The organism is Streptomyces sp. NPDC005496 (assembly GCF_042872045.1).
In the GTDB taxonomy this organism is placed as follows: domain Bacteria; phylum Actinomycetota; class Actinomycetes; order Streptomycetales; family Streptomycetaceae; genus Streptomyces.
Window position 1 is genome coordinate 55,202 of the sequence record NZ_JBIAJQ010000008.1, and the last position, 25,417, is coordinate 80,618.

Sequence of the window (25,417 nt, forward strand, 5' to 3'; positions counted from 1 at the left end):
GCCCTCAGCGCAGCGTGTCCGCCCAGTTCGCCGGGACCCGCCCCGCCGGGCCGGGCACCGGCTGCTCGGCGGGACGGGAGACCGGCGGAGCCAGGTCCGGACCGGTCTCGTACAGCTCCGAGGTGTCGAAGTTCCAGAACCAGTTCTCGCCGGGCTCGAAGCTGCGCATGAAGGGGTGCCCGCTCTCCTGCGCGTGGGCCGAGGCGTGTTTCGAGGGTGAGTCGTCGCAGCAGCCGATGTGGCCGCACTGCGCGCAGCGCCGCAGGTGGAGCCACCAACCGCCGGTCGCGTCGCACTCGACGCACCCGGTACCGCTCGGCGGGACGGCGGGGTCGATTCCGTCGGGCAGGGTCATGAAGGCTCCTCGGATGTGTCGGGCTCCGCGGCGGTCAGGGGCAGGCGGACCTGGAAGCGGGTGTCGCCGGGCACGGACCGCACCTCGAGGTGTCCGTGGTGCTTGTTGACGACGATCCGCCAGGAGATGTCCAGGCCGAGCCCGGTGCCCTCGCCCACCGGCTTGGTGGTGAAGAAGGGGTCGAAGATGCGGTCGCGGATCTCGGCCGGCACCCCGGGCCCGGTGTCCCGGAACTCCACCAGGAGCCGGTCCCGGTCCATGGCGGTCCGCACGGTGAGCGTGCCGTCCCCCTCGGTGCCGTTCATCGCCGACACCGCGTTGTCGACGAGGTTCGTCCACACCTGGTTGAGCTCGCCGGGGTAGGCCGGGATCTTCGGGAGGGTGCGGTCGTACTCCTTGACCACGGTGATGCGGGGGCCGATCTTGCCGGAGAGCATCAGCAGGGTGCTGTCGAGCAGTTCGTGCACGTCGCAGACCTGGTACGGGGCGCGGTCGAGCTGGGAGTACTGCTTCGCCGCGTTCACCAGGTGCGAGATCCGGGCCGTGGAGTCCTCGATCTCGTTCATCAGGAGCTCGGTCTCCACGGTGTAGTTGAGCCAGCCGACGGCTCCCGGGAGGATCTCCGGGTCCACGGCCGCCGCCACCTGGTCGAGCCAGTCGACGTCGAGGCCGGCCTGCACGAAGCTGGGCGCGAGCCGCCACCCCTCGGCGATGCCGTGGTCGTCGAGCCAGTCGCCGAGGGCGTCCTCGCGGTCGGCGGCCTCCAGCGGGCTGAGGACCGGCGCCTTGGCGACCCGCTCCGCGGTGCGCTCCTGGATCTCGATGAGATGCGCCAGGGCCTCGCGCGAGAAAGGCCCCGTGGCGATGATGCCCAGCTTGTGCCGCATCTTGGCGACCCGCTCCCGCAGGGTCGAGGTGGCCCGCACCGCCGCCGCGGCGGGGTTGTTCAGCTCGTGGGTCAGGCCCGCCGACAGCGAGCCGAGGGCCAGCAGGCGCTCACGCTGCCCGATCGCCTGCTGGGTGTTCTTCGAACCGAAGAACAGCCCCTCCAGCAGATGCACGGCCATCGGGAACCAGTCCTGCATGATCGCCGCGAACGTCTCGGCGGGCAGCACGAAGAACCGCGACGGCTCGGTGACCCGCATCGAGCTGTTGTAGACCGGCCGTACCCGGTCGCCCAGATACGCCTGCATGGCACCGGAGTACACACCGCGGCTGGAGCTGCGGCTGATCTCGACGTCGTCGTTCCCGACCCGCCGCGACAGCACCACCGTGCCTTCGAGGAGGACGAAGAAGCAGCTCGCCGGCTCGCCCTCGGTGTAGACCGGACCGGGCTCGAACGTCTCCACCCGGCCCTCCCGGCACAGCCGGTCCAGCTGGTCGCCGTCGAGCTTCTCGAAGAGGAACAGGGTGCTGAGCTCGGCGACGCTGCACGGCACCGGCCGGCCGCTCACGACTGCTCCAGGTAACGGTGGACGAGCATGACGGCCATGGCTCCCTCTCCGACCGCGGAAGCGACCCGCTTCGCGGACTCGGCCCGCGCGTCGCCCGCCACGAACACACCGGGCACGTTGGTCTCCAGGTGGTACGGCGGCCGGTCCAGTTCCCAGCCGGCCGGCGGCTGCCCGTCCGCGGTCATGTCGGGGCCGGCCATGATGAACCCGCGCGGATCCCGCAGCACCGTCCCGTCCAGCCAGTCGGTGAGCGGGGCCGCGCCGATGAACACGAACATCCACTGCGCGTCGACGAGTTCGGTGTGCCCGCTCGCCACGTCCCGCAGGGTGAGCTGCTCCAGGTGGTCCGAGCCGTGCGCGGCCTCGACGACCGTGCCGGTGCGGACGCTGATGTTGGGCGCCTCCTCGATCTGCTGGATCAGGTAGTACGACATCGACGCGGCCAGCGACGAGCCGCGCACCAGGATGGTGACCGACTTCGCGCCCCGCGCCAGGTACATCGCCGCCTGCCCCGCGGAGTTGGCGCCGCCCACGATGTACACGTCGTGGCCCTGGCACGAGGCCGCCTCCGTGAGCGCCGAGCCGTAGAACACCCCGCACCCGGTCAGGTCCGCGATCCCGGGCGCGTCCAGCTGCCGGTACGACACGCCGGTCGCCAGGATCACGCTGTGCGCGGCGATCGCCGACCCGTCGGAGAACCGGATGGTGCGCGAGGCCCCGGTGACCTCCAGGCCCGTCACCTCCCGCGCGGTAAGGATCTCGGCGCCGAACTTCGCGGCCTGCCGGCGCGCGCGGTCGGTCAGCTGCGCTCCGGACACCCCGTCCGGGAAGCCGAGGTAGTTCTCGATGCGCGAGCTCTGGCCCGCCTGCCCGCCGGTGGCCGACCGCTCCACCAGGACCGTTCGCAGACCCTCCGAGGCCCCGTAGACCGCGGCGCCGAGACCGGCCGGGCCGCCCCCGATGACGACCAGGTCGTAGAACTCCGCCGTCGGCGTCGTGGCGAGCCCGACCTGTGCCGCGAGAGCGGGGTCCTCGGGCTCGACGAGCGGGGTGCCGTCCGGGGTGATCACCAGCGGGAGACGCTGCCCGTCCGCACCGGCGGCGGACAGCAGACGCCGGCCCTCCGCCGTGTCGGACGAGTACCAGCGGTACGGCACCTGGTTGCGGGCCAGGAACTCGCGGACCCCCGAGGAGCGCGCCGACCAGCGGTGCCCGACCACCTTGCAGACCGCCACGGGCCGGTAGTCGCTGGCCCGCCACGCGTCCAGCAGGTCGTCCAGCACCGGGTACAGCTTCTCCTCGGGCGGGTCCCAGGGCTTGAGCAGGTAGTGGTCCAGGTCGATCACGTTGATCGCGTCGATCGCCGCGTTCGTGTCGGCGTACGCGGTCAGCAGCACCCGCCGCGCGCCGGGATACACGTCGAGGGCCTGCTCCAGGAACTCGATGCCGTTCATCTGCGGCATCCGGTAGTCGGCGAGGATCACCGCCACCTGGTCGCCGCGCAGCTTCAGCTCCCGCAGCGCCTCCATGGCCGTCTCGCCGGACTCCGCCCGCACGATGCGGTGGGTCTCGCCGTAGCGGCGCCTGAGATCGCGGGCCACGGCGCGCGAGACGCCGGGATCGTCATCCACGGTCAGGATGACGGTCCTCGCCGATCCGGTGGCCTGTGCCATAGGTCTCCCACCCCGAGCAGGTCCGTGTACTGGCTCAATCGTATGTTTGAACGCTCACCTTCGCCCCCGAACCGCGAGGCGTCCGGACACCGCAGCTCAGGCGGGCGGTCCGGAGTCCTCGGCCGGCGGCGGCAGCTCCTTGCGCACCGTGGGCAGGATGTTCGCCACGAAGTCCTCGACGGCCGTGTCCAGGCCTATGTCGTGCTGCGCGTGCTCCGACAGGTACCAGCGGTGCTCCAGCAGCTCGTGGTAGAGCTCCGCCGCGTCCATGGAGCCCCGCAGCTCCCGCGGCACGGCGCGCACGGTCGGCCGGAAGACCTCCCGGACCCAGCGGTGGGCGAGGACCTCGGGGCGGGCGGCGAGCGGGTCGCCGGGGGCGTAGTCCTCCTGGGTGGCCATCCAGCTCTCCAGGTCGTTCAGCAGCCGCCGGGCCTGGTTCTCCTCCGCGTCGAGCCCGGTCAGCCGCAGCAGCTGCCGCTGGTGATGCCCGGCGTCGACGACCTTCGGGACGAAGGTGACGGTGTCGCCGTTGGAGGAGTGGGCGATCTGCATCTCCGCGACGTCGAAGCCCAGGTCGTTCAGCCGCCTGATCCGGCGGTCGATGTAGTGGTGCTTGCCGGCCGGGTACACGGACGTGCGCGTCAGCTCCTGCCAGAGGCCCTGGTAGCGCGCGCAGATCTCCCTGCCGAAGTCGATCGGGTCCACGGAGGGGTGCAGCGCCCCGGCCGCCTCCAGGTCCAGCAGTTCCCCGCTGATGTTCACCCGGGCCAGGTCGAGGTCGTACTCGCGCTGGCCCTCGCTGAGCCTCGCGTGCAGCTCCCCGGTCTCGGCGTCGACCAGATACGCGGCGTAGGCGCCCGCGTCCCGCCGGAACAGCGTGTTGGACAGCGAGCAGTCACCCCAGGCGAACCCCGCGAGGTGCAGCCGCACCAGCAGCACGGCGAGCGCGTCCATCAGCCGGTGCATGGTCGCCGGGCGCATCGTCGTCTCGAACATCGAGCGGTACGGCATCGAGCCGCCCAGGTGCCGGGTGATGAGGACGGGTTCGAGCGGGCCCTCGGCCCCGACGCGGCCGGTGACGACGGCGAGCGGGTCCACCGACGGGATGCCCAGCCGGTCCAGGCTGCGCAGCAGTTCGTACTCGCGCAGCGCCGGCCGCTCCGCGAGTTCCTTGACGGCCACCACCTCGGTCCCGGCGCGTGCGTACCGCACCACGTGCCGGGAGATACCGCGCGGCAGCGGCACCAGGTGGTGCTCCGGCCATTCCTCCAGCGGCAGTTGCCAGGGCAGTTCGAGCAGGAGCGCGGGGTGCTCCGGGTTGGTCGCGCTGATCTGCAGTGCCATCGATGTGCTGCCCTCACCTCAAGGTCGACGTCCCGCCGCAGGAGCATCTCCGCATCCGCGCGCCGGTTTCGTCAACCGGGTGCCCGCAGGGTGGGCGGCCGTTCACCCGCCGGACACCGCGTCGACCAGCTCCGCCAGGGCCGAGGCGAGGCGGGGGAGACCGGGACCGGCCGGGCCGCCCGGTTCGCTCATGTACGTGTCCCGCCGGATCTCGACCATGAGGGCCTGGACGCGCGGCTCGGTGCCGTGGAAGCGCAGCGGCACGTAGGTACCGGAGAACGGGCTGTCCGTGCCCGTACCGCCGAATCCGGCGAAGGCCTTCCGCGCCGCGGCGAGCAGCTCGGGCGGCGTGTGGACGGGGTCGGTGCCCAGGCACACCGGCGGCCTGGGACCGTCGCCGTGCAGCTCGTAGGGCAGCCGGGACGTCGGGTAGGAGTGCACGTCGACGATCACCACGCGGCCGGCGGCGGCCAGCCGGTCGGCCACCGCCTGTGTCATCGCCCGCGCGTACGGGTGGAAGTAGCGCTCGACCAGCGGCGCCGGGTCGGTGTCGTCGGGGCGCAGCGGCGCGCGCCCCGTGGTGCGGGTGTAGACCGCGCCCATGCCGACGGCCAGCATCTCCTCCCGCTCGTCGGGGAAGCGTTCGGGGTCGACCACGAGGCGGGACAGCCGGTTGACGAGACGCCAGGGGGTGACTCGCGCGCGTTCCGCGGTGAGCGCGGCCAGTTCGGCGGTGTGCGCGTCGGTGATGTGGTCGAGTTCCCGCTCCAGCGCGGCGTCGTCGACCAGGATGCCCTCACGCACCGCGGCCGGTATCGCCCGCGCGGAGTGCGGCACGTGCAGGAGCACGGGCGAGTCCGCGCTCCCGGGCAGGAGTTCGAAGGACCGGAGGTCGGAGGGGGAGGCGTTGTCCATGGGGCGATTGTCGCGACCGCCCCGGCGTCAGCGCACCACGCCCCCGTGCCGGGCGTAGTGCTCGATCAGCGCCTGCCTGGTCGTCTCCAGCCGGTGGGCCAGGATGGCGGCGATCGTGCGGGTCAGGGAGAGTTCGAGGGTCGGATCGTCGGCGCACAGGGCGAGCACCTCGTCCGCCCGGAACTCGTACGCGCGCACCGGGCTGAACGCCTCGGCGCCGAAGTCCCACCGGTGCGGCGGGAACAGCCAGGACCAGCCGAGGAGATCGCTCGGCCCGAGCGTCGCCACCGAGATGCGCCGGTCCGCGACGACCTGCTGGTAGAGGGAGACCGTCCCGGAGCGGATCACCCAGAAGCGGTCCGCGACCCCTCCGGCTTCGAAGATCATTCCGTCGGCGGGGAACGAGACCTCGCGGGCCACGCCCATCAGACGTTCACGATGGTCGGCGGAGAGTGCGTGCAGCAGCCGGAGAGCAGTGGGCATACGGACCTCCGTCGCGCCGCCCCGGGGAGAAAAGGCCCCGGACCTGTGACGGGATGCGGCGCATCTCGTACCGGTTGTCTTCCGTCACCCTCCATTGGAGCGGACTCCAGGCGTTCCGTCGCGCCGGAGCCGAAATTCGCGTGCCCACCGGCCTCCGGGCACCCGGGTCACGGCTTGCGGGCCACGCCTCCGTGGACGTCCGTGGGCTCCGGCGAGGAACCGGGCTCGGGCCGCCACAGCGGGCAGGACACGACACCGGGCTCCAGCAGTTCGAGCCCTTCGTAGAACGCGGTGATCTGCTCCGGGCTGCGCAGGACGTACGGGACGGCGCCGGTGTCGTCGTAGCCCTGCTGGGCCTCCTTGAGGGCGGCGTCGGTGTCGGTGCTGTCGTAGTGCACGAAGTAGCTGCCGGAGGGCAGGGCGGCCTGCAGGCGCCGGACGATCGACTTGGCCTCCTCGTAGTCCTGGATGTGGCCGAGGATGCCCATGAGCATCAGGGCCACGGGCCGGCTGAAGTCCAGGACGCGGGCCGCCGCCTCGATGATCTTCTCGGGCTCGTGCAGGTCCGCGTCGATGTAGTCGGTGACCCCCTCGGGCGTGCTCGTCAGCAGCGCCTGGGCGTGGCGGAGCACGAGGGGGTCGTTGTCGACGTAGACGATGCGGGACTCCGGCGCCACCCGCTGGGCGACCTGGTGCGTGTTGTCGTACGTGGGCAGGCCGGTGCCGATGTCGAGGAACTGGCGGATGCCGAGCTCGCCGGCCACGTGCGTCACGGTGCGGATCAGGTAGCCCCGGGAGGCGCGGGCCATGGTCTCGATGTTCGGGGCGACCTCGCGATAGGCGTCACCCGCCTCCCGGTCGACCTCGTAGTTGTCCTTCCCGCCCATCCAGTAGTTCCAGATGCGGGCCGAGTGCGGCACCGTGGTGTCGATCTTGGACAACGCCTCTTGGTCGGGAAGGGACCGGCCGTCTGCCATGGGAGTCTCCTGCCGTGCGTCACACGTGGTCTGTCCCCAACCTAACGGCAACGCGCCTGACGTTTAAGGGAGTTGGGATGACGGGGGAACGTCCGCCCCTGGGCCGGGCGGTCACGCGATGAGGAAGTCGGCCTGGCCCGACTTGACGCCCGCCAGGAAGGCGGCCATCTCGTCCCGGGAGTAGATCAGCGCGGGCCCTTCCGGGTCCGTGGACTGGCGGAGGGCCACGCGGCCGCCGGACAGCGGTTTGGCCTCGACGCAACTCCCGCCGTTCGTACCGCTCCAGGGCTTCGACCAGCCCTCGGTTCCCAGATCGGTGGCGCTGACGCCGCTGCGGACGGGGCCCGTTGATCCCATGGTCACAACTCCTTACGCAGTTCGGCCAGGATGTCCCTGGTTCGAGTGACCGGCTCCGCCTGCACGGACATCCGGTCCAGCACTTCGAGACAGGTCACGACGTCGGCCGGCTGGTCGACGTAGACCGCCCCGGCGAGGCTCTCGGTGTAGACGACGTCGGGCAGTTCGGAGAACCCGAAGCGGAAGTAGTGGAACGGCCCGAAGGCGCCGGGGTGCGCGCCCGCGCCGAAGCGCATGATCTGGATCCTGACCTTCGGCATGTCCAGCGCCTCGGCGAGCCGGTCGATCTGGGCCCGCATCACGTCGGCTCCGCCCACCGGGCGGCGCAGCACGGTCTCGTCCAGGACGGCCCACAGGGCGGGCGCGTCCGGCTTGGCGAGCAGGTCCTGACGCCTGAGGCGCAGGGCGACCCGGCGGGCGATGTCCTCGGGCGACTCGTTCGGGAAACCTACGTGCAGCAGCGCGGTGGCGTACTCGCGCGTCTGCAACAGGCCCGGGACGTAGTGCGGTTCGTACAGGCGGATGACACTGGCTTCGCTCTCCAGGCTCACGTACGCGCTGAACCACTCGGGCAGCACGTCGCGGTACTTGTGCCACCAGCCGGGCCGGTTGGCCTCCCTGGCCAGGATGAGGAAGTCCTCCAGCTCCGCCTCCGGGACCCCGTAGGCGCGCAGCAGTTCCTTCACGTACGGGATGCGGAGACCGACCTCCGCCTTCTCGATCCTGCGGACCGTCAGCGGGGTGACCTCGATGGCCCGCGCCGCGTCCTCGAACGAGACTCCGGCCTGTTCCCGCAGGTGCCGGAGCCGCTTGCCGAGAACCATCCGTAAGACGGTCGGCGCGCTGCCGCCGGAGCGGTTCTCGCTCACGTCCTACCTCCCGGTACGGCCGTCACAGCGTGCAGTGTGGCACGCGGTGACCGACAGAGACAGAGCGATGCGAATCGTTTTGAAATTATCGGAACGCCGGTTGCGGCCCGGCTCCGTCCGCCACCATAGTGATCGGGGGAGCTGGCGAGCAGTCGGCGGCGACGACGCTCAACTGCGTTCAGCCGTACCACTTCTGATGGATCACCAGGTACGGGACGCAGCCCACGCGATGCGATGTGAGACCTGGGTGACCACCGTGAAGGACGGACGATCGAGGAACCCCGGCAGGGGAGCGGCCGGACCCGGCAGGGCGCCGGTCGCGGCGCCCGGGGCCGCGGGCAGGTCCTGTGCGTCCCTCACCCTGCGGAGCGACGTACGGGACGTCCGCCGTCGCCCGGAGCCACGCCGGCACGAACGGCTCGGGCACGAGTACGGGCGCGGCGCGCGCCCGACGCCGGGGGCCGCGTCATGAGGGGAAAGCCGGGGCCGTTACCCGTGGGCTGGGCGGAAGAGGAGTACGTGGACGCGGCACCCGCGGGGGCCGGCGCCGAACCTGAACGCGACCCCGGTCCCGGTCCCGAACGCAAATCCGGACCCGACCTCGCACCGGGGCCTGATCCCGGACCCGGATTCGGACCTGAACTCGAACACGCTCCCGCTCCCGAACCCGGATTCCGAGCCGAGCCCGCCGCCCCCGCCGCGGGTCGCGGCCCCGATGGTCTCGGCGGATCGTTTCTCCGTCGTCCTGGGGCGGCTCCCGCTCCGTTCCGATGGGGTGGGCCCACGCCGCCCGCCCGCACCGGATCCCGCGCGGGCCCGGCCCTCGGACGCCGCACCGGACCTGCGGCGCCCCGCGCGACCACGGGCCCGCGACGGGACCACCGCCCTGCCCTCTGCGCCGCCGGCCGGTCCGCTCGGCCGGCCGCGCGGCCGACCGGCCGGAACGTCCTCCCGGCCGCGCCGCACGCGAAGGAGGTCCGATGACGGCACCCGGAGCGCACCCCCGCCGTCCGTCGCCCTCACCGACACACGGCGCCCACGCGCCGGACGACCACGTGCCCTTCCGCCGGGTCCGGCACCATGAGGCCCTGATCGAGTTGACCCAGCCCCGCCCCCTCCGTACCGCCGTGCCCGCCCGTCCGTCGCAGGCAGCGTGCGTACGACGGACGATCACCACGCACCTCGCCGGCCTGCCGCTCCCCGCCGAGACCGTCGACGACGCCGTCCTCGCGGCGGACGAGGTCTTCGCCAACGCCGTGCGGCACGGCAGCGCCGGCACCGCCGACCTGATCACCGTCACCGTCGAGTGCACCGGACGGCACCTGCGCGTGACCGTCGCCGACAGCTCGCCCACCGCGCCCTCGGCCCGCCCACGGGACGTCACCGCGGAGTCGGGCCGGGGCCTGGCCATCGTGGCCGCGCTCGCCGACGACTGGGGGGTCGCCCCGCCCGAGCCCGGCGGGCACGGGAAACGGGTGTGGTTCACCCTCGCACTCGGGCCCGGGGAGGCGTCGTGAACCGCTTCCCCGAACGCCTGGCGGACGACCGTACGGCCGACGCCTCGGAGACCCGGCCGCCCGCCGAGCCGGCGCGCCCCCGGACCGCCGGACCCGGTGCGGCGGACGAGGGCCCCGAGCCGGGGGACACCTCGGGAACCCGCATGCTCCCCGCGTTCGCCGCCCTGCTGGCCGGGGAACTGGTGCGCCGGGCCGAGGAGGACACCCGCGTCACACGGCAGGCGCAGGCCGATCCCGGGACCCGGGCCCGTCGCGCGGTCCTGGAATGCCGCCGGGCCAACGCCGTCGCCCTCGAAGCGATCGTCCGCCGGCACGGCTGGCCGGCCGCCGACCAGGTGGGCGCGGAGGCCTCCACGGCGGCCCTCATGATCCTGCTGCACACGCCGGACCTCGACTTCCAGCTGCTGTGCCGCGACCTGATCGCCCAGGCCGTCGCCGACGGACGTTGCCCGCCCGCGCAGCACGCGTACATCGCGGACCACTGCGCCGTCGAACTCGGCGAGCCGCAGTTCTACGGGACCCGGGTCAATCCGGTCACCCTGCGCCCCTACGCGCTCCGGAGGCCCGGGACCGTCGACGAGCGGCGCCGTGACGTCGGGCTGTGCCCGCTCGACGAGCAGATGCGGGCCCTGCGCGAGCGCGGCTGAGCCCCCGCGGGCCGACCGCCGCCGAGCGTGATGTGCAGCACGCACCGGGACGCCGCCGTCACAGCCTGGGAAATGATTTCTGCTGCGCACGGCTTGATCGACGATCAAGCCGGGAGAATTCCCTGGCCACGGCCGGTTCCACTCATTTGACACTTCGTTGAGCACACGGATAAGAAGCAGCTTCGAAGGTCGAGAGGTGGATCGTGTACGAGCCGAATGTGGTCGGAGACTGGCAGGAGTGCGACGAGCACGCCGGCCTGCGTGTCCGCGTCCACGGCTTGGAGAAGGCGGAGCCCCCGCGCGGCCGCGACGACGCCGCCGAAGGTCTCACCTACTTCAGATTCCGGGTCACCGTCGAGAACCGCTCCGGCGAGCACTTCGGCATCCACCTGGAGGACGGCCAGATCGACGTCCGCCTCGGCGCGGACGGCGAGAGCGCGCTCCTCGACTGGCGGAACTCGCAGTTCATCGAGGGCTTCGACGTCTACCCGCTGCGCCGCGTCACCGCCGTCGCGTACGCCGCCGGCACGGACGCCGACCTGACCCGGGTCGACATCCAGGTGCAGCTGAAGGTCGACGAGGAGTGGACCGACCGCTACCTCTGGGCGGGCGGTGTCGGACTGCCCGAGGACCCGGTCGACACGGGTGTCCGCACGGGCGCCGTCGAGGAGAGCCTCGCGTGTCAGGTGAGCAACTTCCTGAGGAAGGAAGCGGGCCCCGGCGTCGAGTGAGCCCGCCGGGCCGAACCGCCGGACCCGGACGCGCCGGGCCACACCAGCACCGCGAGCGCCCCGGCGGTCAGCAGCCCGCCCACCAGGAACGTGCCGCGCACCCCCGTGACGGACAGCAGCGCCCCGCCCGTCAGCGCGCCCGCGGCCACTCCCGCGTTGAACGCGGCCGAGTTCGCCGCCAGGGCCAACTCGCTGCGCCCGGGCGCCACCTGGAGCACCTGACTCTGGGTGGCCATGAACACGGGTCCCACCGAGGCCCCCAGCAGCATCAGCATGGCGACGGTCACCGCCTGGTTCCGGCCGCCCGCGTACAGGCCGAGGAGGGCCGCCGCCTGGGCCGCCACCGGGACGATCAGCGTCCCGCGCGGGAAGCGGTCCAGCAGGGGTCCGGCCGCGGCGATCCCGGCCGGCCCCGCCACTCCGAAGACCATCAGCAGCGCACCGGCCGAGTCCCGCGAGAAGCCGCTCACCTCACCGAGGAAGGGGACGACGTAGGTGAACCCGGCGAAGGCGCCGGTCACCGAGAGCGCGGTCGTCACCAGGACCACGGCGAACCTGCGGGCGTCGGGCCGGACCCCGTACGCCGCGTGCCCCGCCTCCGGCGGTGAGGTCGGCAGCAGGACCGCGACGGCCACCAGCGAGACGAGCGCGAGGGCGCCCAGCACCAGGAACGGCGCGCGCCAGCCGCCGTGCCCGCCCAGCCAGGTGCCCGCCGGGACACCGAGCACGGTGGCGAGCGAGCCCCCGACGGACAGCAGCCCGATGATCCGCCCCCGCCGCTCGGGCGGGAAGAGCCCCACCGCCACCGGCCCCATCACGGCCCAGAACAGCGCCTGGGCCAGCGCCGTCGCCACCCGCGCCACGAGCAGCAGACCGTACGAGACCGGCCCGAGCGCGCAGACCCAGCTGGCCAGCACGAGCAGCCCCAGCAGCCCGGACAGCACATGGCGGCGCGGGATCGACCGGGTGACGTGGGCGACCGGCAGCGAGACCACGGCCACGGTCAGTCCGTAGCCGGTGACCAGCAGCCCGACGGCCGCCAGGGAGACCCGGAGATCGGCGGAGATGAGGGAGAGCAGCCCGACGGGCAGGTTCTCCGTGGTGTTGAAGGTGAAGGCGGCCAGCATCAGAGCCGCGACGACGGCGGCTCTGCGCCGCGAGGTGAGACGTGCGCTCCCCATGCGATTGCCTTTCCGCGCCGGGCAGTCGAAACGAGGGCCGGTCGGCCGGGGGACAGCGTGCGGGCGCGGCCGCACGGCCTTCTACTCTTTCGGACGGAGCCGAATCGCCCGGTCCGGCCGGTGCGGTCCCGCGCGGCCGGACGGACCTCGGCGCCCCGGCCCGCCCGTCACCGCCCGCGACCACCGGAGGCCGTCTTGCCGCTGACCCTGCACCTCGGCACCGACGACCTGACCCGGTGCCGGTTCGCGGTGTCCCCGCTGTGCCAGACGCACGAGGCGCTGCGGATGCTGCGGCGGCCCTCGCGGCACGCCTATCACCGGGCCTGGCTGCGCCGGGTGCGGGCGACCGTGGCGGGCCTGGACCTGTCGCTCCTGTGGCTGTTCATGCCGCGCCCGGGCGGATACACCCCCGACTTCCTGGGACCGCCGCCCGAGTCGCCCTGTCCCGCCTTCGAGGAGGAACTGGCGCGGATGCGGGCCACCGACCCCGGCATGGCCCGTACGGAGATGGCCCGTTCGCTCGCGTGCACGCCCGGGGCGGCCCGATCGCCGCACGCCCGCGCCGCCCTGGACGACCCGGCCGACGCCGTCCGCAGGCTCGCCGACCTCACCGAACGCGCCTGGCACGCCCTTCTCGCGCCGGACTGGCCACGTCACCGGGCACTCCTGGAGGCCGATGTCGCCCACCGCTCACGGCAGTTGGCGGACGGCGGACTCGAAGCCCTCTTCGACGACCTGCACCCCGGCATCCACTGGGCGGGGAACGCGCTCACCCTGCGCATGTACGGCGACCTCCAGGACGCGCAGGGCCCCGACGGCCGGGGTGTCCTGCTGATGCCCAGCGTCTTCGTGTGGCCCGATGTGGTGAGCGGCTTCGCCCGGCCCTGGCAGCCGACGGTCATCTATCCGGCGAGGGGGATGGGCGGGCTGCCGCAGAGTGCCCGCACCGGGACGCCCGAGGCGCTGGCCCGTCTCCTGGGCCACCACCGCGCCGCCATCCTGGCGGGCCTCGACGCCCCGGCCTCGACGACCGCGCTCGCGGACCGGCACGGCCTGGCGCCCTCCTCCGTCTCCGCGCACCTGTCGGTCCTGCGGGAGTCGGGCCTCCTGGTGTCCCACCGCCGGGGCTACCACGTGCTCTACGAACGCACGGCACTCGGCGACGCGGTGGCGGACGGAACCTGACCGGCCGCCCGGCCGGACCGGCTCACCCGGGCTTCCGCCCGCCACCGGGCCCGGCGGCTCGGCGCGCCCGCCGACGCCTGGCCGCTCCCGGTGGACGCGAGTGCCCCCGCCTCAGCCGTCCCGGCCGATCTCCATGAGCTTGTCCCCGTTCGTCAGCACCCCGCTCACCGTCACACGGGTGCGGGACTTCTCCGGGGTCCGGACGGCGAGGGTCCGGCCGGCACGGGACTCCGTGACGTCTCCGGCGACCTCGATCCGGCTGACCGCCCGGCTGCCGGCGGCGAGCACGTACCAGTGCCCGGAGCCCGCGCGCCAGCGGGTGCCCGCCACGACGTGCTGGCCGAAGCGGCTGCACGCCGCCGTGGAACGGGCCCGTGCCACCACCCTGGCCGGCGCGGAGGCGTCCGGCGTACGCCACCGCACGACGACGTCGCCCGGGCCGCGCCAGGTCGAGGCGCGCACGCAGGACCACACCGAACGCCCGCCGTGCTCGGGCAGGTCCTGCGCGGCGAAGTCCCAGACGTTGACCGCGCGGACGCCGCTCCCGCGCACCTCGCGCAGACCGCACCCGAGCCGCGCCCAGGCCACCAGCGCCGGCGCCCCGGTCGACTCCCGCGGCTGGCGGCTCGGCGGGGCCCCGGTGCCGGTGCCGGGCAGCGGTGTGTAGGTCAGGTGCACCGGCGAGAGACCGCCGAGGTCGCTCAGCAGGAAGGCGTGCTTCTCCACGATCCGGGCCGAGGAGCGCAGTTGCAGCACCGGCACGCTGTCGCAGGCCGTCCGTGCCGCGGGGGCGGGAACCGTGCCGGTGACCCCGTCCGGGGCGACGCGCAGCCGCCGGGCGGGCGAGTCGGGGCGCAGCAGGTCCCGGGTCTCCGCCCCGGCGATCCAGGGCGCGGTCAGGAACCGCACCGTGCCCCGGCCGCGCGCGACGACGACCGCGGCGGCCGTCGTGACGTCGGCGTCGTCCGCCCGCGCGATCGCGAGGCTCGGCGTGCCGGAGGTGAGCGGCTCGCTGTAACGGACGATCCGCTGGACGTCGTGGAACAGGACGACGGCCCGCCCTTCGACGTCACCGGCGTACAGGAGCTGCGGTGATCGCGTGGGCGGTTCGGCCGGGGTATCCGGTGCCACGGCGGGGCGGACGCTCCGCGGCGGACGGGCCCAGACGGAGAGGGCGCGCGACAGGAGGCCGTCGTCGTCGACACGGTCGCCGCGAGCGGGCCACGCCGTGAAGTCGACCCGCGAGGTGTCGGCCCAGACGTCCGCCGGAGTGCGCGTCAACTGCCGCGGGCCCGGCACCGGAACGCCCGCCCGCGCGTCCGTACCCGCGCCCGCGGGGGAGGGATCCTGACCGGGGCCGGGCAGGGCCCACAGGGCGAGGAAGCCCACCAGCGCGGCCAGCGTTCCCCACGCGCACCACAGGCGGCGGCGCCGTCGCAGCAGGTCGGTGGGGCGGGTCTGCACGAAGCAGGCGTCGAACTCGCGGGACCGCAGCAGCCGCTCCGCCTGCTCCCCGACGGCCGAGCCGAGCTCGTCGGCGGCCCGCAGGGCGCCCTCGGGATCACGGACGCCGGCGCCCGTGAGGACCTCACGGACCTCCGCGACGGGCAGCCCGTCCAGGCGGAGCAGCAGGAAGGCGGCGCGGGCCTCGGCCGGTGCCGTCGCCAGCAGCCGGCCCAGAGCCATGTCCTCCGCCCCGCCTGCCGCGGGGAACAACCGCAGCCCCCACACCAGCGGCAGCCCCGGCAGGAGCGTGCCCGGCGGGGGCAGTGCGGCGGGCCAGCCGCGCGGTCGCCGCTCCCGGGCCAGCGCGGCACGCACCACGTGCCGGCGCAGCCGGCGGGCCTCCGGCACCGGTGCCCCGGCTCCGTCGCCGTCCGCGTCCGGTCTGCGCGGCGCCGGGAGCCGGCCGCGCACTCCGGGCAGGGCCCGCTGCACGATGCCGTGCGCGAGGAGCACCCGGCGGTGCCGGCCGAGGCTGACGGGCAGTGTGAGATAGGCCAGCCGGGTCAGGTCGCCGTACTGGCCGATCAACGCGGACTCGGCCCGGTCGAGCGCGGTCCGGGTGCCCGTGACGGGAGGTCGTTGCCGGGGGCTGTGCATGGAGCGCGTGCCTTCCGCATCGGATACAGGTCACTGCGCTGCTTCAAACGAGTGAATCTTGGGATGGTCACAGCACCCCGGGACGCGGACCCCCGGCCGGTCCGAGCCCGGCTACAGGAAGCGCCGTATCGGCAGGACGGCGGTCTCCTTGAGGCGCTGGCTGAGCGGGCGGTGCTTCCAGCGGACCGGATCGACCCTCTCGGCGCGTTCCCGGTCCTTCTCGAAGTCCTCGTCGAGGGCCGCCGTGAACCGCTCGTCGAGCACGGCGAGCATGACCTCCTCGTCGTGCTCCATGGACCGGCGGTTGAAGTTGGTCGAGCCGATCAGGGAGGCGACCCCGTCCACTGTGATGATCTTGGTGTGGAGCATGGTCGGCTGGTACTGACTGATCTCGACCCCGGCCGCCAGCAGGCCGGAGTAGAGGTGCTGCCCCGCCAGACGGCAGGCCCGCTGGTCGGTGTGCGGGCCCGGCAGCAGGATCTCCACCCGCACCCCGCGGCGGGCGGTCGCGGCCAGCAGGTCCGCGAAGTAGTCGTCCGGGGCGAAGTAGGCGGTGGACAGGCGTACCCGCTCCTCGGCGGAGGTGAGCATGACCCGGATCAGCGTCTGCATGTCCTGCCAGCCGAATCCGGCCGAACCCCGCACCACCTGCACGGTCGCGTCGCCCGGCTGGCCGTGCTGGGTGAAGCGGTCCTGCTCGTCGAACAGCTCGTCGTGGCACTCCGCCCAGTTCTGGGCGAAGGCGGCGGCGATGCCGTCGACGGCCGGGCCGCGGAGCCTGACGTGGGTGTCGCGCCACTCGGAGGGGTCGCGGGCGTCGCCGCACCACTCCTCGGCGATCCCGACCCCGCCGGTGAACGCCGTGTGCTCGTCGACGATCAGGGCCTTGCGGTGGCAGCGGTGGTTCTGCTTGAAGGGGGACAGCCAGAGCGGCTTGCGGAACCAGGCGATCTCCACACCGGCGGAGCTCATGGACTCCAGCAGGTCCGCCTCGATCTCCTTCGCCCCGAAGCCGTCGAGCAGCAGCCGCACGCGCAGGCCCGCGCGGGCCCGGTCGGCCAGCGCCGCCGCGAAGTCGTGGGCTATCTGCCCCCGCCAGTACACGAACGTCATCAGGTCGACCGTGTGCTCCGCGGACCGGACCGCGTCCAGCATGGCCGGGAAGATCTCGTCACCGTTGCGCAGCGGGACCAGCTCGTTGCCCTCGGTGGCGGCGATACCGATCAGCCGTTCCAGCCGTCTTCGCAGCCGCTGCTTGCGGCCGGCCGCGTCGCCCCCGGCCGCCGTGTCCTCGTGCTGGATCTCCAGCGCAGTCGCCTCACGCATTCACCGTCTCCTGTATCCGTTCTGTGCGCCGACGATCCGGGCCGGACCCTCGGCCGGTCCCGCGGGCACGCCGCGGAACCGCTCGCCTGCCGGGCGGGATCACGTCGGGAGGGGCGGCCGCGCCCGCCCTGTGTCTCCCATGACGCGGCCTGCCCCTCCGCTCGACCGCGCGGGCGCCGGGGTGACCCGTCCCCTTCGCCCCGCGCGGGAGCATCGCCACCGGCGGGACCGGGGGGAGTCCGCCGGTGGCACACACTCTCGTGCCCCCGATCCGGTGGGGTACTCCGGTGGATCTCCCGGCCGTCCGGGACCCGCCGGCGGAGGGTTTCCGGGTCTGCCGGGGGCGGGCGTCCTGAAGGACACTGGGGCCATGGACACGTACGCATCCGCGGTCTCCGGTCTGCGTGAGCGGCTCGGCGCCGAGCTGTTCAGCCGGGTCGCGGGGCCCGAGGGGCCCGCCAACCGGGCCCGGATCCACGACACACCGGGGGAGCGGTGGTTCGGCCCGGACCGTCCCATCCGCACCGTCCACGGGGACGCCTCGATGTTCGTCGGAGGGCTGCGCGCGCTGCTCCTGCAATCGCTGCACCCGCTGGCGATGGCCGCGGTGGCCGCCCACTCCGGGTACCAGGGCGATCCGTGGGGCCGGCTCCAGCGCACCAGCACGTTCCTCGCCGTCACCACCTTCGGCACCGCCGAGGACGCCCAGCGGGCCGTCGACCACGTCCGCGCCATCCACCTCAAGGTGCGGGGCAGGACGGACCTCGGCGAGCCGTACCACGCCGCGGACCCGCACCTGCTGGGCTGGGTGCACGCCGCCGAGACCGACAGCTTCCTCGACGCCCATCAGCGGTACGGGGCACATCCGCTGGACGCCGCCGGGTGCGACGGGTACGTGGCCGACACGGCGCGGGTGGCGGAGGCCCTCGGTGTGGCGGACCCGCCCCGCAGCCGCGCGGAACTCGCCGAGGTCCTCGACTCCTACCGCGGCGAGCTGCGGGCCACGCCGCAGGCCCGGTCGGCGGCGCGCTTCATCCTCTTCCGCCCACCGCTGCCGCTGGCGGCCCGGCCCGCCTACGGCGTCCTCACGGCGACGGCGGTGGCCGACCTCCCGCCCTGGGCCCGCGGCCCGCTGCGGCTCCCGCGGGTGCCGGTCCTGGAGGGCGTCGTGGTCCCCCGCGCCGGCCGCGCGCTGGTCACGACGATCCGCTGGGCGATGACGCCGCCGCCGTCCCGGCAACGCTGAGCCAGCGGACCCCGGCCGAGTTTCCAGGCCGGGGCCAATCCGGAAGCGCTCCGGCGACGGATCACCTGTGAGTCCGGTACGAAGGCTCCTTCCGGATTCCGGCATCCGCGCCACGGCGTACGACTCGCGCCACGACCCCTCCGGCCGAAGAGACCGGCGGTGACCAGTCCGGCGGGTACGCACGCGAGCGGGCCGTGGCAGATGTCGGCTCCCGGGCGCGGACCGCGTACCGCGCTTGCTACGGCTGCGTCTCGGCGTCGACCGCGGCGGCGCGCAGGGCGTCGGCGACGCGGGCGGCGGGTTCGCTCAGCGGGCCGGGGAGGCGGGCCAGCACCAGGCGGCGCTGCTCCTGGGGGCCGCCCCGCACCGGCAGGATCCGTACGCCCGGCGGGGCGGCCGGCACGAGCGAGGGCGACACCGTGGTGAGACCGCACCCCGCCGCGACGAGGTGCAGCTTGGCCAGCCAGTCACGGGCCGTGTGCGCGATCTCCGGACGCTCGTCCAGCCCGGGCCAGACCCCCATCAGCCGGTCCTCACCGGAGGCGGGTCCGGCGATCCAGGTCTGGCCGCGCAGCTCGGCCACGTCCACGAAGTCGCCGCGGGCCAGGGGGTGGGCGGCCGGCACCGCGAGGCGCAGGCCGCGTTCGGTGAGCGTGCACACGCTCAGCGGGGGCGTCTCGGTGTCGAGCGGACGGAAGGGCGGCGCGGAGGCCAGCAGGGCGAGGTCCAGGCTGCCGGCCCGCAGCGCGCGCACCAGCGCGGGGGTGCTCCCCTCACGGGTGATGACGGTGATCGCGGGATGCGCGCGGCGCAGGGCGGCGACGGCCTTCGGCACCAGGACGGCGCCCGCGCTGGGGAACCAGCCCACGCGTACGGTCCCGGCCTGGGCGGGTAGGCCGGCCAGTTCGCGGGCGGTCGCGTCGATCTGATCGATCACGGTCGACGCCCGGCGCAGCACCACGTGCCCGGCCGCGGTCAGGCGTACGCCCTCCCGGCGCCGCTCCAGCAGAGGGCTTCCGGCGGCCCGTTCCAGCGAGGCGATCTGCCGGGACACGGCGGACTGGGTGTAGCCGAGCGCCCCCGCCGCGGCGGTGAAGGTGCCCTGTTCGGCCACCTCGCGGAAGACCCGCAGGGCGGTCAGCGAGACGTCACTGAAGTCCATGACGTCCACGCATACCAGCCGCACGTGCCTTTCGGCGAAGGCATAGGGGTGGGAGCGTCCTGCAACCGGGTACACCCGGCCTCCGCCAGGTGTACCCCGTAGTTGCCAGTCCTGCGCGTGGCGCACGGCGGCCACGGCCAGGACGTGTGCCCGCCGAAAGGTCCTACCGGCGCGGGCGTTCGAAGGTGAGCAGCAGACCCTCGACCGCGCCGGGCCCGATCCGTCCCTTGACGTCGGCGGACGTGATCGCCTTCAGCGCCCAGCCGTCCCCGGCGTGCTTGTTGAGGAGCTTCTCCAGCTTGTCGCTGTCGAGGGCGTCCCCGACGAGCGACTCCCGGAAGGTGACGACCTTGTACTCGAGGATGTAGGGATCGCTCATGGCGGAGGGCCTCCTGCGGATAGGTCGCGACGACCGGCGGACCGCCGGTCACCGGAGATGCCCTGGAGCCTACGCGGACGTCACGGACGTGCCCGAGCGGGCGCCCGGTGCCGTCGTGTCACCCCGGGCGCCCGCCCCGCGCGACGTAGCCTGGGCCGCGCCGAAGGCTGAGGCACACGACGACGGTCGACCCCGGGGTGGCGCGATGTGCTGGAGTGCGAAGGCCGATCTCGTGGCGGGCGCCGGGATCGCGGCCGTCGGAGTGGCCTGCGTCGTGCGCGCGCGTCGGCGCCGCGATCTGCCGTTGGCAGCCCTGCCGTTGCTGCTCGGGGCGCACCAGCTCGTCGAGTCCGTGGTCTGGCACGCCGGCGGCGGATCGGGCCCCGCCACCGTGGCCTGGGCCGTCATCGCCCTCCCGCTGCTCGTGGTGTGGGTGCCGGTGGGGGTGGTGTGCGCCGTGCCCGCGCGTGCCCGGCGTCGCCTGACGGTCCCCCTGGCGGCCGGGACCGTGACGGCGGCGGCGCTCGCGCACGCACTCGCCACGCGTCCGGTGACCGCCGAGATCCGCGGGCACACGCTCGCCTACGTCCTTCAACTCCCTTACTCCCGGCTGCTGATCGCCGGCTACCTGGCGGCCACCGTCGGCTCCCTGCTGCTGTCCGGCGACCGCGGGCTGACGGTGCTCGGGATCCTCGTCGCCGTGGGCGCCCTCGTCTGCTGGGCGCTGTGGCGAGTGGAGTTCGTCTCGACGTGGTGCGCGTTCGCGGCGGTGTGCTCGGTCGTCCTGCTCCTCTGGGTGCGCGGACGGCGGGGCCCCGAGGCCGTGGACCGGGCCGGACCGGACATGGCACGCGCCCGGGGGAGGGGCGGCGGGAGATGAGCCTCCCCAGGGGCGGCTCCACGCCCTGTGTGAGCGCGTCAGACGGGACGGTGGGACACCCGGCGCGCCGTGCTGTCCGCGGGTGCTTCGCGCGGGCGGGCCGCGTCCGTCGCCGCCGGGCGGCCGCGGGAGACGACACGCGTGCCGAAGGCGTCGACGGTGCGCATCTGGAGGGAACCGCAGCCGCACCGGGCCCACACGGTGCGGCCGTTCGCCGTGGCGTGCCGGGAGAGCACCTGGAAGGGCTCGGCGTCGTCGGGCCATCCGCAGTGGGGGCACACGCCGGTGCCCGGACCTCCGGCGGCATTGCTCTGGCCGGTCATCGTCAGCTCCTTCGATCGGCAGTACGGGAGTGCGTCGCGACGACTCCAGCGTGGACCGCGGCTTCTTGCACGTCCAGGTTGACTTTCCGGACGGCACCTTGAAGCGTGACCTTCATGATTGACCTGCGCCGGCTCCATGTCCTGCGGGCGGTCGACCACTACGGCACGGTGACGGCCGCCGCCCGCGCCCTGCACGTCACGCCCTCCGCCGCCTCGCAGCAGATCCGCCAACTCGCCCGCGACCTGGGCGTGGAGCTGCTGAGGCCGCACGGGCGCGGGGTGCGCCTCACCCCGTCCGCGCACCGGCTGCTGGCACACGCCGACGCCATCCGGGCCCGCTGGGAACGGGCCGAACTGGACCTCAGGGCCGATCACGACGAGGCGGCGGGACCCCTGCGGGTGAGCGGCTTTCCCGTGGCCGTCGCGACGCTCCTCGCTCCGGCGGCGGCACGGCTGCGCGAGCGCCACCCGCGTCTGCGGATCGGAGTCCGGGAGGCGGCGGCGCCGGAGAGCTTCGACCTGCTCTTCGAGGGGGAGGTCGACCTCGCGGTCGTCGAGTCGACCCCGTACAACCCGCCGCGCGGCGACGCCCGGTTCGACCAGCAGCCGCTCATGGACGACCCTTTCGACCTGGTCGTCCCCGACACGCACCCCCTCGCGGGCCGCCGCGACATCGACCTCGCGGAAGCGGCGCGTGAGGACTGGATCGCGCCGGTGCCGGACAGTCCGTGCCGACCGCCCGCACGTGCTCTCCGCGTGCGGCGCCGCCGGTTTCACGCCCGACATCGTGCACCACGCGCTCGACTGGAACGTCACCGCCCACCTCGTCGCCCACGGCCTGGGCGTCGCCCTGATCCCCCGACTGGCGCACCTCGCCCCGCAGTTGCCCCTCACCCGGGTCAGCTGCACCGGCGACCCGCACCGCAAGCTCCTGACCTGCACCCGCGGCGGCGGCCGGGAACGGCCCGGCGTCGCCGCGGCACTGCGGACCCTGCACGACATCGCCGCGGCCGCCGAGGTCTGAACGCCCCACCACCCGGGCAGGCCACTGATGCGACCGGTACGGGCGGACGACCGCCGCCCCCGCTCCCGGGCCGTCCCGGACCTGCGAAAGGCCATGCCGATGCCGATGTCAATGCCGTCGTTGCCCCACGTCGACGAGCACACGACTGTCCTCGACGCGGACACCGCGGACGCCTGGCGTGCGCTGGGCGAGACGCTGGACGAGTCCTTCACCCGCCGTGGAGCGGCCGGCTACGCGAGGCTGGTGGGATGCGCCGACCGCACGGCGTCCGGACCGCGGCCCCTGGCCGAGGGGTCGGCCTTCCCCGGGTTCCGGGTGGCCGCCGCGGACCCGGAGCGTGAGCTGGTCCTTCGAGGGCGCCACCGGTTCTCGTCGTACGCCCTGGTCTTCCGTCTCGAACCCCTCGGCCCGGGACGGTCGCGGCTGCGGGCCGAGACGCGGGCCCTCTTCCCCGGCCCGGCGGGCAGCGTCTACCGGGCGCTCGTCGTGGGAACCGGCGGGCACGCGGTGGGCATGCGCAGGCTCCTCGCGGGCATCCGCCGCCGCTCGTGCGCGAAGGACGCGGGCGGGAGCTGAGCCGCGCGTCCTCCCGACGTCAGCGCCGACGCGGCCCGTTCACCCCTGGTACTCGGTGAGGTCGATCGCGTGCACCGCCAACGCGTGACCGTACAGGGGGTGTTCGGTCTCCCGCTCCGGGGCCAGCCCGAGCTTGCGGATGACGTTCTCGGAGGCGTCGTCTCCCATCCGGCTGATGCTGACGACCCGGTCGAGACCCCGGTCCTGCAACGCGAACTCCAGTGTCGCCTGGGCGGCTTCGGAGGCGTAACCCTGCCCCCAGAACGGGGTGCCGAGCCGCCAGCCGATCGCCACGGCGGGCAGCACCTCGGGCAGGAACTCGGGCACCGACAGCCCCACGCAACCGGCCAGTTCACCGGAGGCGAGCAGTTCGACGGCGAAGACGCCGAAGCCCTCCTCGTCCCACTCCTCCTCCCAGCGCTCGATCTCCTCGGCCGTCTCGTCCAGGCCGAGGACCGAGCCGTCGCCGATCCAGCGCATCACCTGCGGGTCCGCGTTGATGTCGGCCATGGGCACGAGGTCGTCGTCGGTCCAGCGGCGGAGGAGGAGGCGGGGGGTGCGGATCTCGGTCATGAAGTCCATCCTGCCCGACGTGCGAGGTCACGGCTGACCTGGGGCCGACCGCCGCACACGGTCGTTCCCCGGCCGACGGCGCGGCCGGAGAGAAGCGGTCGCGGACGAACGATGCATTGACGTGCGGCAAAACGGGCAAGAACCCAAAGCGGTCGGGAAGCGGCCCCGGACGACCCTGCATCTCCCTCGGCGTGGATGTTCAGCGCGGACTGCTCGATGACGCGCGTCATCCACGACGGGACTGCGGAGTCCGGGACCGGACCGCGCTGCTGCCGACCAGCGGACCCACCAGCTCGTACCAAGCGTCACTTCTCCGCGCCCGGCCGCATGCATGGCAGATACACCGAAGTCAGGCGCGCCCCACGTACGCGCTCCCTCCGCCACCGGTGGAGGGAGCGCGTTCGCGACTGCACCGGCATCGACAGAAGGCTTTTCAGGCGGAGGAAGGCGTTTGCGATGGACCACGCGGAGACAGCGCCCCAGGTATGGATCGAGAAACTCCCCGTCGAGGCGGGCAGTGGCCGCTCGGCGTGGCTGATGCGCCCGGTCGGCGACGTCGGCCACGCCGGCCATCCGCTCTTCGACGCCGTACGGAAGGCGGGGGAGCGTCCGGGCACCGGGATCGTGGTCGACCTCTCCCATGTGCGGGCCCTGTCGTCCGCGGCGGTCCGGGAGTTGCTGGACTGCGCGCACGCGCTGGAGGCGACCCAGGGGCGGCTGCTGCTGGCGGGCCCGAGCCAGGACGTGGACCCGCTGCTGCGGCTGGCCCTCGGCCTCGCCCCGATCCCGGTCTTCGCCACCCTCGGAGCGGCGGTCCACGCCTGCGCGAGCCGCGCGTCCCTCGCCGACGCGGCCGGCGTCATGGGGACGGGCCCGGACGCCGGCGCGAGCGGCCCGCCGGCCTCGCTCCACGACGAGCTGGCGCAACTGCAGCGGGCGGTGTCCTCGCACGCGGTCGTCGACCAGGCGATCGGGATCGTCGTGGCGCTGGCCGGCCTGCGGACCGAGGACGCCTGGCACGTCGTACGGGAGATCTCCCAGCACACCAACATCAAGATGCGGCACGTCGCCGAGCTGATCGTGGAGTGGGCGCACACGGGGCATCTCGCCAGCGACATCCGCCATCAGCTCCAGAAGAGCCTCACGAACCGCCGCCCGGTGCTCCCCGAAGCGGGCTGACGCGCGGTTCCCGCCGCGGGGGCCTCGGGCGACCGCCCGTACGCGCCCTCGCGGCGGACGCCGGAGACCCGCCGCGGACGGGTCCCGCGCCGGCCGACGCGGGGCGTGGCGGTTGGACTCGGCAGCGGGGGTACCCCTCCACCATGAACGACACCAAACCGCTGGCCCTGGTCACCGGGGCCTCCAGTGGCATCGGCTTCGAACTGGCCAAGCAGTTCGCCCGGAACGGGTTCTCGCTCGTGATCAACGCCGAGGACGACCGGCTCGCCGACGCCGCCGAGCAGCTCAGGCAGTTCGGCGGCCACGTGGAGACCGTCCGGGCGGACCTGCGGCACCACGACGGCGTCGAACGGGTGTACCGGACGGTCGCGGGCCGGATGGTGGACGTGGCCGCGCTCAACGCCGGTGTCGGACTCGGCGGCGCCTTCGCCGACACCGACCTCGCCGACGACCAGTCCGTCATCGACCTCAACGTCACCTCGACCGTGCGGCTGACCAAGCCCCTGGTGCGCGACATGATCGCGAACGGCGAGGGGCGGCTGCTGTTCACGTCCTCCGTCGCCGCGGCCGTGCCGGGCGCCTTCCAGCCGGTCTACAACGCCACGAAGTCGTTCGTGCAGTCCTTCGCGCAGGCGCTGCGGGAGGAGCTCAAGGACACCGGCGTCCACGTCACGTCGTTCATGCCCGGACCGACCGACACCGACTTCTTCCGGCGGGCGGGCATGGAGGACGACACGAAGATCGGCCGGATGGACAAGGACGACCCGGCTGAGGTCGCCGCCCAGGCCTTCGACGCGGTCATGCGGGGCAAGGACAAGCTCGTCACGGGCTCCGGCAGGACGAAGGCCCAGGGCATCGCCAACCGGATCGTCCCGGACCGGCTGAAGGCCGTGGCCCACCGCAGGCTGGCGGAGCCGGACCCGGCCGGGAGCGAGCGGCGGGACTGAGACCGCCGGGC

25 protein-coding genes and 1 pseudogene are annotated in these 25,417 nt (G+C 73.6%); 10 read left to right on the top strand and 16 right to left on the bottom strand.

What is annotated here, in order from left to right; genetic code table 11:
• Window positions 1–4 precede the first annotated feature (4 nt).
• The 9 genes from ACFYQQ_RS24215 to ACFYQQ_RS24255 all read right to left on the bottom strand — a co-directional run bounded on the left by ACFYQQ_RS24215 (window position 5) and on the right by ACFYQQ_RS24255 (window position 8,427).
• The gene (locus tag ACFYQQ_RS24215; protein WP_355793157.1) at window positions 5–355 is read right to left on the bottom strand and encodes a UBP-type zinc finger domain-containing protein; all 351 of its coding nucleotides are present in this window, start codon (window positions 353–355) and stop codon (window positions 5–7) included.
• Entirely contained in the window at window positions 352–1,809 is a 1,458-nt protein-coding gene (locus tag ACFYQQ_RS24220) for an ATP-binding protein (RefSeq protein ID WP_355793159.1), read from the bottom strand. Before ACFYQQ_RS24220 ends, ACFYQQ_RS24215 begins: the two co-directional genes overlap by 4 nt.
• The gene (locus ACFYQQ_RS24225; protein ID WP_388905059.1) at window positions 1,806–3,482 is read right to left on the bottom strand and encodes an FAD-dependent oxidoreductase; all 1,677 of its coding nucleotides are present in this window, start codon (window positions 3,480–3,482) and stop codon (window positions 1,806–1,808) included. Before ACFYQQ_RS24225 ends, ACFYQQ_RS24220 begins: the two co-directional genes overlap by 4 nt.
• Window positions 3,483–3,578: 96 nt before the next feature.
• Entirely contained in the window at window positions 3,579–4,826 is a 1,248-nt protein-coding gene (locus ACFYQQ_RS24230) for a DUF4032 domain-containing protein (protein ID WP_356168136.1), read from the bottom strand.
• Between the two features lie 102 nt (window positions 4,827–4,928).
• Window positions 4,929–5,741, bottom strand: a complete 813-nt coding sequence (locus ACFYQQ_RS24235; protein WP_355791223.1) for an N-formylglutamate amidohydrolase — start codon at window positions 5,739–5,741, stop codon at window positions 4,929–4,931.
• Window positions 5,742–5,768: 27 nt separating this feature from the next.
• The gene (locus ACFYQQ_RS24240; RefSeq protein WP_355791226.1) at window positions 5,769–6,224 is read right to left on the bottom strand and encodes a cyclic nucleotide-binding domain-containing protein; all 456 of its coding nucleotides are present in this window, start codon (window positions 6,222–6,224) and stop codon (window positions 5,769–5,771) included.
• Window positions 6,225–6,391: 167 nt separating this feature from the next.
• On the bottom strand, window positions 6,392–7,201 hold the full coding sequence (locus tag ACFYQQ_RS24245) for an SAM-dependent methyltransferase (protein WP_355791229.1): 810 nt from the start codon (window positions 7,199–7,201) through the stop codon (window positions 6,392–6,394).
• Between the two features lie 111 nt (window positions 7,202–7,312).
• Complete coding sequence (locus ACFYQQ_RS24250) at window positions 7,313–7,558, bottom strand: DUF397 domain-containing protein (protein ID WP_355791231.1); 246 nt, start codon at window positions 7,556–7,558, stop codon at window positions 7,313–7,315.
• A 2-nt stretch (window positions 7,559–7,560) separates the two neighbouring features.
• Window positions 7,561–8,427, bottom strand: a complete 867-nt coding sequence (locus tag ACFYQQ_RS24255; RefSeq protein ID WP_355791234.1) for a helix-turn-helix transcriptional regulator — start codon at window positions 8,425–8,427, stop codon at window positions 7,561–7,563.
• 980 nt (window positions 8,428–9,407) lie between these two features.
• Here ACFYQQ_RS24255 and ACFYQQ_RS24260 point away from each other — a divergent pair.
• The 3 genes from ACFYQQ_RS24260 (at window position 9,408) to ACFYQQ_RS24270 (ending at window position 11,322) form a co-directional block, all read left to right on the top strand.
• On the top strand, window positions 9,408–9,944 hold the full coding sequence (locus tag ACFYQQ_RS24260; RefSeq protein ID WP_388905060.1) for an ATP-binding protein: 537 nt from the start codon (window positions 9,408–9,410) through the stop codon (window positions 9,942–9,944).
• A complete protein-coding gene (locus ACFYQQ_RS24265) occupies window positions 9,941–10,591 on the top strand; it encodes a DUF6624 domain-containing protein (protein WP_388905062.1) in 651 nt (216 codons plus the stop codon). Before ACFYQQ_RS24260 ends, ACFYQQ_RS24265 begins: the two co-directional genes overlap by 4 nt.
• A gap of 203 nt (window positions 10,592–10,794) precedes the next feature.
• Complete coding sequence (locus ACFYQQ_RS24270) at window positions 10,795–11,322, top strand: hypothetical protein (RefSeq protein ID WP_356168124.1); 528 nt, start codon at window positions 10,795–10,797, stop codon at window positions 11,320–11,322.
• Here the strand turns inward: ACFYQQ_RS24270 and ACFYQQ_RS24275 are convergent.
• Window positions 11,274–12,503, bottom strand: a complete 1,230-nt coding sequence (locus tag ACFYQQ_RS24275) for an MFS transporter (protein ID WP_356168121.1) — start codon at window positions 12,501–12,503, stop codon at window positions 11,274–11,276. The two genes, ACFYQQ_RS24270 and ACFYQQ_RS24275, sit on opposite strands and share 49 nt — an antisense overlap.
• A 195-nt stretch (window positions 12,504–12,698) precedes the next feature.
• Between ACFYQQ_RS24275 and ACFYQQ_RS24280 the strand changes: the two genes are divergently transcribed.
• The gene (locus ACFYQQ_RS24280; RefSeq protein WP_356168118.1) at window positions 12,699–13,688 is read left to right on the top strand and encodes a DUF5937 family protein; all 990 of its coding nucleotides are present in this window, start codon (window positions 12,699–12,701) and stop codon (window positions 13,686–13,688) included.
• 111 nt (window positions 13,689–13,799) lie between these two features.
• On the opposite strand, the gene ACFYQQ_RS24285 is transcribed toward ACFYQQ_RS24280, so the two are convergent.
• Both ACFYQQ_RS24285 and ACFYQQ_RS24290 read right to left on the bottom strand, forming a co-directional pair.
• Window positions 13,800–15,791, bottom strand: coding sequence for a hypothetical protein (locus ACFYQQ_RS24285; RefSeq protein WP_388905065.1), 1,992 nt, complete (start codon window positions 15,789–15,791; stop codon window positions 13,800–13,802).
• Window positions 15,792–15,902: 111 nt separating this feature from the next.
• The gene (locus tag ACFYQQ_RS24290; protein WP_388905067.1) at window positions 15,903–17,117 is read right to left on the bottom strand and encodes a phosphatidylserine/phosphatidylglycerophosphate/cardiolipin synthase family protein; all 1,215 of its coding nucleotides are present in this window, start codon (window positions 17,115–17,117) and stop codon (window positions 15,903–15,905) included.
• A 370-nt stretch (window positions 17,118–17,487) separates the two neighbouring features.
• On the opposite strand from ACFYQQ_RS24290, the gene ACFYQQ_RS24295 reads away from it, so the two are divergent.
• A complete protein-coding gene (locus ACFYQQ_RS24295; protein ID WP_356168110.1) occupies window positions 17,488–18,363 on the top strand; it encodes an oxygenase MpaB family protein in 876 nt (291 codons plus the stop codon).
• Between the two features lie 238 nt (window positions 18,364–18,601).
• Here the strand turns inward: ACFYQQ_RS24295 and ACFYQQ_RS24300 are convergent, their stop codons facing one another.
• Window positions 18,602–19,525 carry a LysR family transcriptional regulator gene (locus tag ACFYQQ_RS24300; RefSeq protein WP_355794286.1) on the bottom strand — a complete coding sequence of 308 codons (924 nt, stop codon included), beginning with the start codon at window positions 19,523–19,525 and terminating at the stop codon, window positions 18,602–18,604.
• Window positions 19,526–19,688: 163 nt separating this feature from the next.
• A complete protein-coding gene (locus ACFYQQ_RS24305) occupies window positions 19,689–19,904 on the bottom strand; it encodes a DUF4177 domain-containing protein (protein WP_355794285.1) in 216 nt (71 codons plus the stop codon).
• A 205-nt stretch (window positions 19,905–20,109) separates the two neighbouring features.
• Between ACFYQQ_RS24305 and ACFYQQ_RS24310 the strand changes: the two genes are divergently transcribed.
• Window positions 20,110–20,784 carry a DUF6629 family protein gene (locus tag ACFYQQ_RS24310; RefSeq protein WP_356168104.1) on the top strand — a complete coding sequence of 225 codons (675 nt, stop codon included), beginning with the start codon at window positions 20,110–20,112 and terminating at the stop codon, window positions 20,782–20,784.
• 38 nt (window positions 20,785–20,822) lie between these two features.
• Here ACFYQQ_RS24310 and ACFYQQ_RS24315 read toward each other — a convergent pair whose 3' ends face one another.
• A complete protein-coding gene (locus tag ACFYQQ_RS24315) occupies window positions 20,823–21,107 on the bottom strand; it encodes a hypothetical protein (RefSeq protein WP_355796187.1) in 285 nt (94 codons plus the stop codon).
• Window positions 21,108–21,221: 114 nt separating this feature from the next.
• Here ACFYQQ_RS24315 and ACFYQQ_RS24320 point away from each other — a divergent pair.
• Both ACFYQQ_RS24320 and ACFYQQ_RS24325 read left to right on the top strand, forming a co-directional pair.
• Window positions 21,222–22,131 (top strand): annotated as a pseudogene (locus tag ACFYQQ_RS24320) (LysR substrate-binding domain-containing protein).
• A 105-nt stretch (window positions 22,132–22,236) separates the two neighbouring features.
• Window positions 22,237–22,707 (top strand): hypothetical protein, encoded by a 471-nt coding sequence (locus tag ACFYQQ_RS24325; RefSeq protein ID WP_355794521.1) that lies wholly within the window; start codon window positions 22,237–22,239, stop codon window positions 22,705–22,707.
• 39 nt (window positions 22,708–22,746) lie between these two features.
• Here ACFYQQ_RS24325 and ACFYQQ_RS24330 read toward each other — a convergent pair whose 3' ends face one another.
• Entirely contained in the window at window positions 22,747–23,280 is a 534-nt protein-coding gene (locus tag ACFYQQ_RS24330) for a GNAT family N-acetyltransferase (RefSeq protein WP_355794519.1), read from the bottom strand.
• A gap of 456 nt (window positions 23,281–23,736) precedes the next feature.
• Between ACFYQQ_RS24330 and ACFYQQ_RS24335 the strand changes: the two genes are divergently transcribed.
• Together ACFYQQ_RS24335 and ACFYQQ_RS24340 are read left to right on the top strand one after the other, a co-directional pair.
• Window positions 23,737–24,459 (top strand): ANTAR domain-containing protein, encoded by a 723-nt coding sequence (locus ACFYQQ_RS24335; protein WP_356168098.1) that lies wholly within the window; start codon window positions 23,737–23,739, stop codon window positions 24,457–24,459.
• Between the two features lie 143 nt (window positions 24,460–24,602).
• Window positions 24,603–25,406, top strand: coding sequence for an SDR family NAD(P)-dependent oxidoreductase (locus ACFYQQ_RS24340; RefSeq protein WP_355795662.1), 804 nt, complete (start codon window positions 24,603–24,605; stop codon window positions 25,404–25,406).
• Window positions 25,407–25,417 lie beyond the last annotated feature (11 nt).